The 14,594-nt window shown below is 47.1% G+C and carries 10 protein-coding genes and 1 tRNA gene; 9 read left to right on the top strand and 2 right to left on the bottom strand.

Going from position 1 to position 14,594, the window contains the following annotated elements:
* The first annotated feature begins 35 nt into the window (after positions 1-35).
* Together KJS65_RS25620 and KJS65_RS25625 are read left to right on the top strand one after the other, a co-directional pair.
* Complete coding sequence (locus tag KJS65_RS25620) at positions 36-1,781, top strand: ABC transporter ATP-binding protein (protein ID WP_213652638.1); 1,746 nt, start codon at positions 36-38, stop codon at positions 1,779-1,781.
* The gene (locus KJS65_RS25625) at positions 1,774-3,594 is read left to right on the top strand and encodes an ABC transporter ATP-binding protein (protein ID WP_213652639.1); all 1,821 of its coding nucleotides are present in this window, start codon (positions 1,774-1,776) and stop codon (positions 3,592-3,594) included. Before KJS65_RS25620 ends, KJS65_RS25625 begins: the two co-directional genes overlap by 8 nt.
* A gap of 381 nt (positions 3,595-3,975) precedes the next feature.
* On the opposite strand, the gene KJS65_RS25630 is transcribed toward KJS65_RS25625, so the two are convergent.
* A complete protein-coding gene (locus KJS65_RS25630; protein ID WP_213652640.1) occupies positions 3,976-4,911 on the bottom strand; it encodes a ketopantoate reductase family protein in 936 nt (311 codons plus the stop codon).
* A gap of 157 nt (positions 4,912-5,068) precedes the next feature.
* Between KJS65_RS25630 and KJS65_RS25635 the strand changes: the two genes are divergently transcribed.
* Positions 5,069-5,632, top strand: coding sequence for a TetR/AcrR family transcriptional regulator (locus KJS65_RS25635; protein ID WP_213652641.1), 564 nt, complete (start codon positions 5,069-5,071; stop codon positions 5,630-5,632).
* Positions 5,633-6,185: 553 nt separating this feature from the next.
* On the opposite strand, the gene KJS65_RS25640 is transcribed toward KJS65_RS25635, so the two are convergent.
* Positions 6,186-6,259: transfer RNA gene (locus tag KJS65_RS25640), tRNA-Arg, on the bottom strand.
* Positions 6,260-6,629: 370 nt separating this feature from the next.
* Here KJS65_RS25640 and KJS65_RS25645 point away from each other — a divergent pair.
* The 6 genes from KJS65_RS25645 to lonB all read left to right on the top strand — a co-directional run bounded on the left by KJS65_RS25645 (position 6,630) and on the right by lonB (position 14,515).
* Complete coding sequence (locus KJS65_RS25645; protein WP_244864808.1) at positions 6,630-7,475, top strand: hypothetical protein; 846 nt, start codon at positions 6,630-6,632, stop codon at positions 7,473-7,475.
* Positions 7,476-7,616: 141 nt separating this feature from the next.
* Complete coding sequence (tig, locus tag KJS65_RS25650; RefSeq protein ID WP_213652642.1) at positions 7,617-8,942, top strand: trigger factor; 1,326 nt, start codon at positions 7,617-7,619, stop codon at positions 8,940-8,942.
* Between the two features lie 508 nt (positions 8,943-9,450).
* A complete protein-coding gene (gene clpP / locus KJS65_RS25655; protein ID WP_213652643.1) occupies positions 9,451-10,041 on the top strand; it encodes an ATP-dependent Clp endopeptidase proteolytic subunit ClpP in 591 nt (196 codons plus the stop codon).
* Between the two features lie 12 nt (positions 10,042-10,053).
* Positions 10,054-11,310, top strand: a complete 1,257-nt coding sequence (gene clpX, locus KJS65_RS25660) for an ATP-dependent protease ATP-binding subunit ClpX (RefSeq protein WP_213652644.1) — start codon at positions 10,054-10,056, stop codon at positions 11,308-11,310.
* A gap of 127 nt (positions 11,311-11,437) precedes the next feature.
* A complete protein-coding gene (gene ispG / locus KJS65_RS25665) occupies positions 11,438-12,535 on the top strand; it encodes a flavodoxin-dependent (E)-4-hydroxy-3-methylbut-2-enyl-diphosphate synthase (RefSeq protein WP_213652645.1) in 1,098 nt (365 codons plus the stop codon).
* Positions 12,536-12,748: 213 nt separating this feature from the next.
* On the top strand, positions 12,749-14,515 hold the full coding sequence (gene lonB / locus KJS65_RS25670) for an ATP-dependent protease LonB (RefSeq protein WP_213652646.1): 1,767 nt from the start codon (positions 12,749-12,751) through the stop codon (positions 14,513-14,515).
* Positions 14,516-14,594: the final 79 nt, after the last annotated feature.

The following is a 14,594-nucleotide window of genomic DNA, read 5'->3' on the forward strand; positions in this document are numbered from 1 at the left end:
GAATTACAGTACCAGCATAAGGAGGGACGAAACCATTGAAAAACTTTGAACTGCTCACCAGCTATTTGAAGCAAAACAAGCTGCTCTATCTCACAGCCATTATTTTGATTATTTTATCTAACGTAGATCAGTCTTTGCTGCCACAGATACTGGGAAAAGTAACGGATGGACTCAAGGAAGGCTCACTGGGACGGGATGGAATCATTCAGTACAGCCTTATTCTGCTTGCCATTGCAGTATCTTATGGTATTTTGTTTGGGCTCGGCCAATTTACGATCATGAGGCTTGGACGTCGCTTCGAGTTTATCACACGCAGTCGTATTTTTACGCAGTTCTCCAGGTTGAGCGAGGATTTCTTCTCTAGACAGGGTACGGGCAAGCTGCTCAGTTACGTCATGAATGATGTGACATCGGTGCGCGAGGCGATCTCCTTTGGTGTCACGCAAACGACCAATGCAGTGTTCATGGTCATTTCCTGTGTGGCGATGATGCTCATTACCGGTATTCCCGTGACACTGATCTTGGTGAGCGTAGGTCCGTTGATCCTGATCCCGTTTCTGGTTATTTTCTTCGGTCCGCGAATTCGCGAAAGATCCATGCAGGTGCAGGAGAATCTGGCCAATATGACGGAATCGGCGGATGAACAAATTGGCGGAATCCGCGTGACGAAGACGTTTGCCATGGAAGAAACGGCCCAGCAGCGATTTGACAGTACCGTTGACGGCGTCCGGGGAGCACAGCTCCGCCTGGTGCGGATGTCTTCTCTTTTCCAGGCTATCCTGCCTTTTCTCGGAGCTTTGTCACTGGTGGTTTCGCTACTTGTTGGCGGGTACATGACTATTCAGCATCATCTGTCTCTCGGCAGCTTCGTTGCCTTAACCTTTTATCTGCGGATGCTGACCGGACCTCTCCAGCAAATTGGCAACGTTATCAATATGATGCAGCGTTCGGGTGCATCCCTGGAACGGGTGAACCGTCTGCTGGCTGAAGTGCCAAGCGTGAGGGACCATAATTCGGCCATCGAGCTGAGTTCTGTTGGAGATATTGAAATCAATCATCTGAATTTTTCCTATCCGGGTGCTTCGGAAAAAGCGCTTGACGATGTTAGCTTTTCCATTCGGAAAGGTCAAACCATCGGCTTAATCGGACGCACGGGCAGCGGGAAATCCACCTTGGCGAAGCTGCTGCTTCGGGTCTACGAGCCTCCGGCCGGCAGCATACGTGTAAGCGGGGAAGACATTACAGAAGTATCTCTGGAAACGCTGCGCAGGAAAATCGGTTATGTACCGCAGGATGGGTTCTTATTCAGTACGGACATTGCTGATAATATCGCGTTCAGCGATCGGTCGGCGAACATGCAGCAGATACGAAACGCAGCGGATCAGGCTTTACTGCTGGACAGCGTAAATACATTCAAGGAAGGCTTTCAAACCAAACTGGGAGAACGCGGACTTACGCTTTCTGGCGGACAAAGGCAGCGTGCCAGTCTGGCGAGGGGGCTGATGAAAAGACCTGAGCTGCTTATTCTCGATGACAGTATGAGCGCGGTGGATACACTGACAGAATCAGGGATCTTGAGCAATCTCGTCAAAGAACGGCAAGGTAAAACCACACTGATCATCGCTCATCGGATCAGCAGCGTGCAGCACGCCAATGAGATTATTGTGCTTGATGAGGGCCGAATTGTGCAGCGCGGCAGCCATGAGCAATTGATGGCACGCAGAGACGGTTTATACGCGTCTTTGTACCGGATTCAACAGGAGGGATTGCAGCATGCCTAATTCTTCAGCAGCCGCTGCTCTAGCGGGCAAGAAATCATCTGACGGGAGCAAAGGAAAGTCATTTGAAGCATTTAAAAATATATTAAAGTATGCCAAACCGCATAAGCTTACGTTTACAGCCATTTTTTTCTGCGCTTTGCTCGGGATATCAGCGGATTTGCTCCAGCCTTATCTGGTCAAAATCGTCATTGACGATCATCTGGCCAAAGGGAATGCGCAAATTGGTTTTATCGCGATGATGGCGGGCATCTATTTGGGAATCTCTGTTATAAGCTTTGTGTTCACTTATGTTCAAAATAATTTGCTCCAGTATGCCGGTCAGGGCATTGTGGCAAAAATCCGTAAGGACTTATTTCATCATATCTCCAAACTTTCGATGTCATATTTTGACAGGGTCCATCGCGGAAGCCTGGTCACGAATGTATCGAGCGATACGGAGACCATCAGCCAGTTCTTTACCCAGGTGCTCTTGAGCCTGATTCGCGACGGAATGACTTTGGTTCTCATCGTTTATTTCATGTTCCGGCTGGATACGACGCTGGCATGGTATTCGCTTATTATTTTGCCTGTCATCGGTCTGGTCGCTTTCATGTTCCGGCGTTATCTGCGGGAGGCTTATCAAGTGACCCGGAGCCGTCTTTCGCGGTTGATTGGCTTCATCGCAGAAAATCTCTCCGGCATGGGACTGATTCAGACTTTCCGGCAGGAGGAAGAGCAGACCCGTCGGTTTAACGAGCATAACGAAAGTTATTGGGAAGGGAATATGCGCGAGGTTCGTGCCAATGTTTTATTCAACCGGACCTTTGATATTTTAGGAAACCTTGCCCTGGTGTTGGTCGTTTGGCTTGGTGGGATGGCTGTATTCCATAAAAGCATGGAGGTTGGCGTTCTGTACGCTTTTACCAGCTACATCCGCCAGTTTTTCCAACCGATTAACCAGATTACGATGCAGTGGAACACGTTTCAGTCAACGATGGTATCCATGGACCGCATTTGGAAAATACTCAGCACCGAACCGGACGTAAAGGATCCACTGCCTGATCACAAGACTGTTCTGAAGGCGGATGAAGCCAGAGGTAAAGTGGATTTCGATCATATTACCTTCGGATATGCACCATCTAAACCCGTTATTCCCCATCTTGATCTGCATCTGGATGCAGGGGAGATGGTCGGTATTGTGGGTACAACGGGGGCTGGTAAAAGCACACTGATCAGCCTGCTAAACCGCTTTTATGATGTGAATAGGGGCAGTATTCGGATAGATGGAATCGATATCCGTGACATTCCCCAGCAGCAGCTGCACCGCCTTGTCGGCCTGATCCAGCAGGAGCCGTACCTGTTCTCAGGGAGTGTGCTGGACAACGTCAGACTCTTTCAAGACAGCATCACCCGTGAACGTGTCATGGAGGCATGCCGGCATGTCGGCGTACATGATATGATCATGCGAATGCCGCAGGGCTACGACTCTCTGCTGTCTGAACGAGGCAGCGGATTGTCCGCAGGTGAACGCCAGCTGATCTCCTTTGCGCGTATTATGGTATTCGAGCCTAGGATTTTGATTCTCGACGAGGCAACGGCGCATCTGGACTCGCAGACGGAGCAGCTGGTGCAAAGCGCCCTGCAAACCGTATCCGAAGGACGGACGACGCTCATCATTGCCCATCGTTTATCGACGGTGATGCATGCTGACCGCATTCTGGTCATGAAAGATGGAAGAGCGGTCGAGGAGGGGACGCATGATGAGCTGATTGCCATGCATGGCTACTATGAGCAGCTGTACACTCATGCGCGGCAGGCGTCGGAGGAGGAGTAGGCTGCGGGGTTCACAATGCTTAGTTCTGGCATTGATGATGAGTTTGAAACATTCCTCTGATCGCTGTTGCCCCCAAGTTTATTGAATGAATATTAACGGTATTAAACTCGGGGTCAAAGGTTATGCTTCCGATGTTAGCTTTCCTTCGGAAAGCTTTTAGGCGAACGCTTCGCTTCTCCGAAATTGTTTCGTCCTCTCCGCTGCTACGACGTTAATAAGATTCGGCCCCCTCCGCATTGCGAAGGGGAGAGGACAACAACAGCAGCCACCATTGCATATGGTGGCTGCTGCTTTATTTAGTAGTTGTTCGCGATTCAAGTGGGGTGTATTTTAGGAAAGGCAATATGGCTATAATGAGTGGATGGAATGAGATTCGGGAGTTTAGCGGCTAACAAACTTGGACATCGTTCGCTTCTCCAACTCATCCCAATAAGGAGTCTCGATATTTATATGTTTTTTCAGCTTTTTGAAGGATTCGAACAAAGCGGAAATTTCACTGAAAGAACCATCTATCAATTTCATAAACGACAATTTGTGAACGAAGATTAGACCCAGGTATGTGATCCATCTATGCTTACGAATAAGGATAACCTGACTGGCAGGTGTGATCGTGTAATTTAGCTTCTCCAATAGACGAAACCCCTCGTCCATTGCGGAAATGGCCTGGTTAAAGAGTTTCTTGTCCTTCGTTGCTTTCTTTAAATCGCCGTCGTAAAGATAACTAACCGAGTTCAAGGCAACGATCGTGACGATATGGCTTTTAAGCCAGGCGTCGATATCCTCATGATAGGCTAATTTATACTTCACTTTCTTAAATGCGCTCTCAAGGGTAGGCTTTATTGAGATCTCGCCGTCTAAGCTGCCTAATATCATTTGCCCGCCTCCGCGGATGCAGATCATGCGTCCGCTCTCCTCCCGGATTCCAGCGCTAATCTGAAAGCCGAAAATGACGTTTTTCTTCGCCTTACTCTTTTCTTGAATTTCATTCTGCATCCCGAGGGCATCCGCATTATTCCCAACGAGGACGATATTGGAAGACCGATTCTCGGCTAGTATAGATAGAACGGATGGGAAATCATTGTATTTCATAACGACAAAAATGAGATCGTAGAGATCGTCGGCAGTAAGCTCTTGAATGACGTTTACTTCATCGACCGTGGTGCGACGCTGAAAATAATGTCGGATGACAAGCCCATTCGTCTTCAGTTGCACAGCTCTCTTGCCTCTTGCCAGCACGGTAACCTCATTCCCTCCGCGCACCAATACATGAGCAAGATAACTACCCAGAACGCCCGCCCCGTAAACCAATATCCTCATCTTCATATCCCCTTTATTGAACATCTGTTGATTTTTGACCATTCATTGAATAAAGTAAGGATAGCAGTCACTCTAACCGGCAGCAATCGCTAGATTTACCGGTTTTGTTGGTTTTTCAACAGATTAATATGAATTGTTTAAAAAGGTGGGCTCTTTCGTGGACAGAAGAATCAAAAAAAATCAAGCAGCCATAATGAATGCCTTAATGCAACTGATAGCGGAGAAAGAATTCGAGAAAATAACGATCAACGATATCGCGGAGCGTGCCGACGTCAATCGAGGCACCGTGTATTCGCATTACTCGGATAAATACGATCTATTGGATAAGTTCATAGAAGCCCAACTGACACATTTGATGAAAAGCTGTTACTCTGTGGATGCGGCGGAAATTCCAACGAAGACTTTCTTGCACCATACGATTAAAGAAATCAAGCAAAACGCTCCATTATATAAAACCTTGTTGAGCATTAAAGACGTTTCTTCCTTCAGGATACATCTGAACAGCATGATCAATAAACAGATCATGGAACAGATGGACGAAACCAATTTAAGCATAGATGACCTGAGCAAATCGATATATGCGCAATTCATGAGTTCGGCGATCGTCGGTGTGATCGAGTGGTGGTTCAATCAATCCATGCCATGTTCTACGGAAGAATTGACGGACCGGTTATGGACCCTTCTGGAGATGAATCAGCTGATCCCATTGAAGATAAGTTAAATTACATTTACCCATACAACATAAATTATTACAAAAAAACAGAGCGCCTCAGTTCCTTCTGGAACGGTACTGCTTCCCGAAGCTCCGACGAACCCTGATGGGTTCTCATCCCTCCATAAAGCAAAAAGCCCCTCCGAAGAGAGGCTTTTATATACGTCCCAGGAGGGATACAGCCCTTCGGGCTGACTGCGAAGCAGATGCTAACGAAGCTTATGCTCCGACGAACCCTGATGGGTTCTCATCCCACTATAAAGCAAAAATCCACTCCGAGGAATGGATTTTATGAACGTCCCAGGAGGGATGCAGCCCTATCGGGCTGACTGCGAAGCAAATGCTAAGAAGCTTATGCTCCGACGAACCCTGATGGGTTCTCATCCCTCTATAAAGCAAAAAGCCACTCCGAGGAGTGGCTTTTATGAACGTCCCAGGAGGGATACAGCCCTTCAGGCTGACTGCGAAGCAGATGCTAACGAAGCTTATGCTCCGACGAACCCTGATGGGTTCTCATCCCTCCATAAAGCAAAAAGCCCCTCCGAAGAGTGGCTTTTATGTACGTCCCAGGAGGGATTCGAACCCCCGACCGACGGCTTAGAAGGCCGTTGCTCTATCCAGCTGAGCTACTGGGACATAAAAAATTCAAGCAAGAAATATCATATCATACGGATAAACATTTTACAACAATAAATTAATAATATTAATTAAAACGGATTGTACAGCCTAAAAATATACCAAAAAGCTGTTTCAAGGGCTTCATAATTCATTAATATTTTCTGTATCTGATTTTTACGCCTATACGGTTTAAATATTCGAAAGAGACATGTACATATGCAGGCAGTTTTTTTTCATGTGCAAAGCGGGTATGCTATAATCAACAATTAATTGACCTTACCCGGACAGAAAGGAGGAACCCCCTATTAATGATTCCAATTCCCCAGCGAAAGACAACTTAGTCCTCTTTCCAAAGACACTCGACTTCTATCAGATTCAGCTGACAGTCATGCTGGAAAATGAACGATACGGGGAAGCAATGGAGCTTCTGCGTTTTTTGCTGCAGTGCCAAGGACAGGATCAGCGGCATTATGATGAATGGCAGGCGCTTCTTGAATGGCTGGAAGCTGCGTTTCCCCAATACAATCACAGCAATTCGGACGGTGAGCATTCGGGGGAGGCAGATGAGAGTGAGCCAAACGAGGATGAGATGAAACGTCAGAATGTTCACGCCAAGCTGGCAGAGGACAGCTTCTATGCGGATAAGCTGCTGCAGACGGCCATGCAGGAACCGCTAAGTGAACAAAATATGCTCGCGCTGGAGCAGTTGTCTTATCTCGAAGGTTCTGCTATCGATGAGGAGCTTGTACAATGGCTGCAAAGCCAGGAGCTCCATCCACTGCTTCAATTCAGAGTCTTGCAGACGCTTCGCAAACGTGGAATGCAGGGGAACATAGAACTGCTTCGGGGTCAGGAACGTGCCAGGATCGATGTAGAAGCAGTACCGCTGAGCCCGGATGAATTTCCAACGCAGGTCGGTCTGGTTACAGAACGGGTAGCCGGGCAGACAGAGGTTCAGGAGCCTACGCTTTTTTACTTTGCGCAGGAGCTGTGGACACAATTTATCATGGCTATTTACGGTACGGATGATTACTTTTCCATAGTGGATGAAAATGATGAGACGATCGACATCTGGGCAGCGTCTCTGCACCAGATTGTTTCCGAGAGTCTGACGGGCAGCCGCAGCGATGAAGAGATCAGATACATGTACGGAGTAACGGACACGATGCGCTTTATTTTTGAGCAGGCGTACCGCACGATGAAGCAGTTTGTTGCCGCAGGGACGAATGTATAGAAAAAACGGGAAGTTCTACCTGAGGACTTGCTAGAGGGTTGCCCTTGAAAAAGGGGACGATCTTGTTTATACTATAGTGGTTATTCTGTGCGTGTTAAAACTAATGACCATGTGAAATATTTTTGGAGGGGAAGGCATAAAATGAAAGCAACTTGGGAAAAAATAGAGAAGAACCTTGGCGTTCTTGATGTTGAAGTAGAAGCGGATCGTGTGTCTGATGCGCTAGATAAGGCCTTTAATAAAGTAGTTAAAAAAGCGAGTGTACCTGGATTCCGTAAAGGTAAAGTACCTCGTCCGATTTTTGAAGCTCGTTACGGAGTAGAAGCTCTGTACCAAGACGCCATTGATATTTTGCTTCCAGAGGTATATTCAGAAGCCGTTAACGAAACGGATATCTTTCCTGTAGACCGTCCTGAAGTTGAAATTGATCAATTCGAAAAAGGACAAGCCTTTAAATTCAAAGCAAAAGTAACGGTTAAGCCTGAAGTTACTCTTGGCGATTACAAAGGCGTAGAAGTAACTACACAAAAAGTAGAAGTATCCGAAGAAGAAGTGAACGAAGAATTGGGTCGTCTGCAAGAGCGTCATGCTGAGCTTGCTGTTATTGACGAAGGCGCAGCTCAAGACGGCGACATCGCTGTTATTGACTTTGACGGCTATGTAGACGGTGCTCCTTTTGAAGGCGGCAAAGCAGAACGTTACTCCCTTGAACTTGGAAGCGGCACATTCATCCCTGGTTTCGAAGAGCAGGTTGTCGGCCTGGCAACAGGCGACTTCAAAGATGTTGAAGTGACATTCCCTGAGACTTACCATGCGGAAGAGCTGGCTAATAAGCAAGCAATCTTCAAAGTCAAAGTTCACGAAATCAAACGCAAACAGCTGCCTGAGCTGGATGACGAATTTGCAAAAGACGTAAGTGAATTTGAAACGCTGAACGAATACAAGGAAGATCTGAAAAAAGAACTTCTGGCTCGCAAGGAACAAGAAGCTAAAGGCAAAAAAGAATCCGCTGTTGTAGACAAGGTTTCTGAAAATGCTGAAGTGGAAATTCCACAAGCGATGATCGACGGCGAAATCGAAAACATGATGCGTGACTTTGACAACCGTCTGCGTGGCCAAGGCATGAACCTTGAAATGTTCCTGAGCTTCTCCGGACAAACAACAGCTGATCTGCAAGAGCAAATGAAGGACGACGCTGAAAAACGCGTTCGTAACAACCTGGTTCTTGAGCAAATCGCTAAAGAAGAAAACATCGAAGTAACTGAAGAAGACATCAACAAGGAACTCGAAACAATGGCTGAAGCCTACAAACGTTCCACTGACGAAATTCGCAACATTTTGGCAGCAAACGGATCGCTTGCAAGCCTGCGTGACGAAATTTCCCTTCGTAAAACCGTTGAACTTCTCCTTGAAAGCAGCAAGGAAGTTGAAGGTAGCGAAGAAGCTGCTGAAGAAACAGCAGAATAATAAACGGAAGATCATTGAGAATTCAATTGCAGGCATGACGTAAGTGATGCCTATCATATGAATCTATAGAGAGATAAGGCACGTATATTCCATTGCGTGCCTTATTTTTAACTGGGAGTATCCATTTTATTCCTAATTAAAGTATAAAATGGATAAAATTCTCTCTTCCATACATAAGAAAAACGTTTATCGATGTACATCCTGAAAGACAGACCGCGTTTAGAGGTAGTTTTTCTTGCGATATCAGGATGAATTTTCCCGGAAGGTTATACTATCTGACATCTAAAGAAAAACGTTTTATCGATGTACATCCTGCCTTGAAGCTTATGTTTCTGATATCTTATAAAGGTGTCAGGTTTCGTGCAGGCTATATTTCGGGGCCGGGTTCATACACTGTATTGCGGGGTATAAAGTGAAAAATGACATCATGCTTTGAACATGTTAAAATAATGCTGTAAGATTGATGGATGCACGCATTACATCTTTGAATAGAAAAGAGGTTGGACACATGAGTCTGATACCTATGGTTGTAGAGCAAACAAGTCGAGGAGAGAGATCTTACGATATCTACTCCAGATTATTGAAGGACCGCATTATTTTTCTCAGCAGCGCAATCGACGATGATGTCGCCAATCTCGTCATAGCACAGTTATTGTTCCTTGCTGCAGAGGATCCCGAGAAGGATATCCATTTATATATCAATTCTCCTGGTGGCTCTGTCACAGCAGGGATGGGGATATATGATACAATGCAATACATTAAACCGGATGTATCTACCATCTGCGTGGGCATGGCGGCGAGCATGGGCTCACTTTTGCTGACAGCTGGAGCACCCGGTAAACGATTTGCGCTAACCAACAGCGAAGTGATGATCCATCAACCGCTGGGAGGAGTTCAGGGGCAGGCAGCCGACATCCAGATCCATGCGAGCTGGATCATTAAGACAAGAGAAAAGCTCAATCAAATATATGTGGAACGCACAGGTCAGCCCCTTGAAAAAATTGAACGCGATACAGATCGTGACTTTTTCATGAGCGCGGAGGAAGCGAAGGCTTACGGCCTTATCGACCAGGTTCTCACTTCACCGATTATATCTTAAAGGGGTGTTTACATGTTTAAATTTAACGATGAAAAAGGGCAGCTGAAATGCTCTTTTTGCGGGAAATCACAGGAGCAAGTGCGTAAGCTTGTTGCCGGTCCCGGAGTTTATATATGCGATGAATGTATTGAACTCTGCACGGAGATTGTAGAGGAAGAGCTCGGCCATGACGAAGAGCTGGATCTCAAAGATATTCCGAAGCCTAAGGAAATCTGCGATATTCTGGATCAATACATCATTGGCCAGGAGCAAGCGAAAAAATCGCTCTCAGTTGCTGTTTATAACCACTATAAACGGATCAACACAGGCAGCAAAATTGAAGATGTGGAGCTGCAAAAGAGTAACATTCTACTCTTGGGTCCTACCGGTTCAGGTAAGACGTTGTTGGCTCAAACCATGGCTAAAATTTTGAACGTGCCATTTGCGATTGCCGATGCAACTTCTCTGACGGAAGCCGGCTATGTCGGTGAAGACGTTGAGAATATTTTGCTGAAACTGATCCAGGCTGCGGATTATGACGTGGAAAAAGCCGAACGAGGCATTATTTATATTGATGAGATTGATAAAGTAGCCCGTAAATCCGAGAATCCGTCGATTACGCGTGACGTTTCCGGGGAAGGTGTGCAGCAGGCGCTTCTGAAAATTCTTGAAGGAACGGTTGCTTCTGTTCCACCTCAAGGCGGACGTAAGCATCCTCATCAGGAATTTATCCAAATCGATACGACCAACGTTCTTTTCATTTGCGGCGGTGCCTTTGATGGTCTCGAACAAATGATCAAACGCCGGATCGGCAAAAAAGTGATTGGTTTTAATGCTGCTGGCGAAAACCAAAAGGATCTTAAACCAGGAGAATATCTTGGTTTGGTGCTTCCGGAAGATCTGCTGAAATTCGGTCTGATTCCGGAATTCGTAGGACGTCTTCCAATCATCTCCACACTGGAGCCGTTGGATGAGAAGACTCTCGTGCGTATCCTTTCCGAGCCGAAAAATGCGCTGACAAAGCAGTATCAAAAGCTGCTTGAGATGGATAATGTCGCACTTAAATTCGAGCCGGATGCCCTCGAGGCCATCGCGAGAGAAGCGATTAAGCGCAATACCGGCGCCCGCGGCCTTAGAGCGATTATCGAAGGCATCATGCTCGATGTGATGTATGAAGTTCCTTCTCGTGATGATATCAAGGACTGCGTCATTACAGAGCAGGTTGTAAAGGAAAAGATCGTACCGGAATTGATCAGCAAGAAAGAGAATAAACAGGAAGAAAGTGCCTAATCCTTTCTTTGGAAGGTAAGGCTGCTTTCGGAAATTCATTGCCGGTTCTCCACTTCTTCCCTCTGGCCATAGGCCTTTATTGAGGGGCAGGGGTGGAGTCTTGGCGTTATGGGAGAGAAAAAAGATCATGTTTTTGAGAAAAGACACAAGACCTGTTAAAGTCGGTAATTTGACGATCGGCGGAAGCAATGAAGTCATCATTCAAAGCATGTGTACGACGAAAACCGCAGATGTGGAAGCGACTGTAGCTGAAATCCTTCGCTTGGAGGAAGCCGGTTGTCAGCTGGTCCGCGTGACGGTGAATAACAAGGAAGCTGCTGAAGCGATCAAGGAAATCAAAAAACGCATTCATATACCGCTTGTTGCGGATATTCATTTTAACTATCAGCTTGCCCTAAAGGCAATTGAGAATGGCATCGATAAAGTTCGGATTAATCCAGGAAACATCGGCAGCCGTGACAAAGTCGAAGCGGTTGTCAAAGCATGTAAGGAGCGTGGCATCCCCATTCGTATTGGTGTGAATGCGGGCTCGCTGGAAAGCCATCTGCTTGAGAAATACGGATATCCGACTCCGGAAGCGATGGTAGAGAGTGCCTTGTTCCACATTAATATTTTGGAAGAGCTGGATTTTCACGATATTATCGTATCGCTGAAGGCATCCGATGTGCCAATGGCCATTGAAGCTTACCGCAAAGCGGCGGAAGTCATTCCTTATCCGCTTCATCTCGGGATTACGGAATCCGGAACATTGTTCTCGGGTACAATCAAGAGCTCGGCGGGCATCGGCGCGTTGCTGTCTATGGGGATCGGCAGTACGCTGCGCATCTCGCTGAGTGCGGATCCGGTTGAAGAAATTAAGGTGGCACGTGAGCTCCTGAAAACCTTCGGTCTTATTTCCAATGCAGCTACGCTGGTATCCTGCCCGACCTGCGGACGTCTTGATATCGATTTATTCTCGATTGCGAACGAGGTTGAGGAATACATTTCAAAATTGAAAGTGCCAATTAAGGTATCGGTTTTGGGCTGTGCTGTTAATGGACCGGGTGAAGCGCGTGAGGCAGACATCGGCATTGCCGGTGGACGTGGTGAAGGTCTGCTGTTCCGCTACGGAGAAATGATCCGTAAGGTACCGGAAGCAGAAATGGTGGTCGAACTGAAGAAAGAAATTGACTCCATCGTCAAAGTATTCGAAGAAACCGGGGAAATCCCGGGACGTAAGCATTAATCATGTGAAGATAAGCTGCATTGCCTTTTGCTTTCTAAAGGGCATGCAGCTTTTTTTGTGCAATATTTTTGAAAATTGTGTCCTTAAATCATGCTTCGGGCGTTTACCTGGTTGTGAAACGGCTATACTACCATGTATCAGGCCAACCCGTAAAAAGCAAAGTAGAATCGAAGGGAAAACTGGCCACTCATGAGAAACGGGAGGGTTTATGAAATGAATTTAAGCATGGTTATGATGTTGATTCAATTTTTCTTTGCCGTCATCATCGGCATCTATTTCTGGAATTTGCTTCGAGGTCAAAAAACCAACCGTACTGCTGTGGACCGGGAGTCCCGAAAAGAAATGGACAAGTTGCGGAAGCTGCGCTCCATCTCGCTGACGAAGCCGTTGGCAGAGAAAACGAGGCCGCAATCACTTCAGGATATTGTAGGCCAGAAAGACGGCTTAAGAGCGTTGAAGGCCGCGCTGTGCAGCGGTAACCCGCAGCATGTCATTATTTATGGACCACCGGGGGTAGGGAAAACTGCTGCTGCTCGTGTTGTGATGGAGGAAGCCAAACGAAATCCTGCTTCTCCATTTAAAGCCGATGCCAAGTTTACGGAAATTGATGCAACAACAGCCCGTTTTGACGAGCGCGGCATTGCCGATCCATTAATTGGTTCCGTACATGATCCAATATATCAAGGCGCAGGCTCCATGGGCGTTGCCGGCATTCCACAGCCTAAACCGGGTGCAGTCACCAAAGCGCATGGCGGAATGTTGTTTGTGGACGAAATTGGGGAATTGCATCCGATTCAGATGAATAAGTTGTTAAAAGTACTGGAAGACCGTAAAGTTTTGCTCGAGAGTGCATACTACAATTCAGAAGACAATAATACGCCTGCGTATGTCCATGATATTTTCCAGAACGGACTGCCGGCGGATTTCCGTCTTGTGGGAGCCACGACGCGTTCACCGCAGGAATTACCGCCTGCTCTGCGTTCCCGCTGCATGGAAATTTATTTCCGTCCCCTATTGCCGGATGAGATCGGAAGGATCGCTGAGGATGCCATTCAGAAAATTGGACTCAAGCCATGTCCCGAAGCGGTTGATGTTGTAAAGCAGTATGCGACCAACGGACGCGAAGCCGTAAACATCATCCAGCTTGCAGCTGGACTCGCTCTGACGGAAAAAAGGGATTCGCTTGCTGCTTCCGATGTGGAGTGGGTTGCCAGCAGCAGTCAGCTTCAGCCGCGTCCGGACCGCAAAATTCCAGACCGCCCACAGGTGGGATTCGTAAACGGTCTGGCGGTTTATGGACCGAATATGGGGACCCTGCTCGAAATTGAAGTGACCGCGGTGCCGGTTGCGGCCGGGCAAGGCAAGTACAATATTACGGGTGTGGTAGAGGAAGAAGAAATCGGCGGGAATAGCAGAACGCTGCGTCGAAAAAGCATGGCTAAGGGATCGGTTGAAAACGTACTTACCGTCCTCCGTTCCCTGGGGCTTAAACCAAGTGATTATGATCTGCACATCAACTTTCCAGGAGGGACGCCGATCGACGGTCCTTCTGCAGGGATTGCGATGGCTACAGCCATTATGTCGGCAGTCAGGGGACTTCCCGTTGATAACCAGATCGCCATGACAGGAGAAATCAGTATCCATGGCCGGGTGAAGCCAATTGGCGGCGTTATCGCCAAGGTCGAAGCAGCATTCCAGGCGGGGGCCACAACGGTAATTATTCCGAAGGAAAACTGGCAGACACTTTTCGAGGACCTGGATGGTCTGAGGGTTATTCCGGTGGAAAATGTGCAAGAGGTATTCCTGCATGTCTTTGGAATTGAACTGGAGCCAGCGCTGGATGTACAAATGCATGAGGATTTGAATGATGCGATGGATAAGAGTGCGGCTCCGGAAATCTTTCCGCAGGGGCCTGCTGCTCCATTTTTACAGGCGAAGCCTGGCCGTTCCGGACAAATTACCGATGCAGGGTCATGTTGAAGAAGCTTAATTATTGGTGTTTTCTGTGAACATTTGCTAAAATATAACCGGATGTTATAACCTGAGAACGGCTGGAGGT

The organism is Paenibacillus sp. J23TS9 (genome assembly GCF_018403225.1).
GTDB lineage: Bacteria > Bacillota > Bacilli > Paenibacillales > Paenibacillaceae > Paenibacillus_AQ.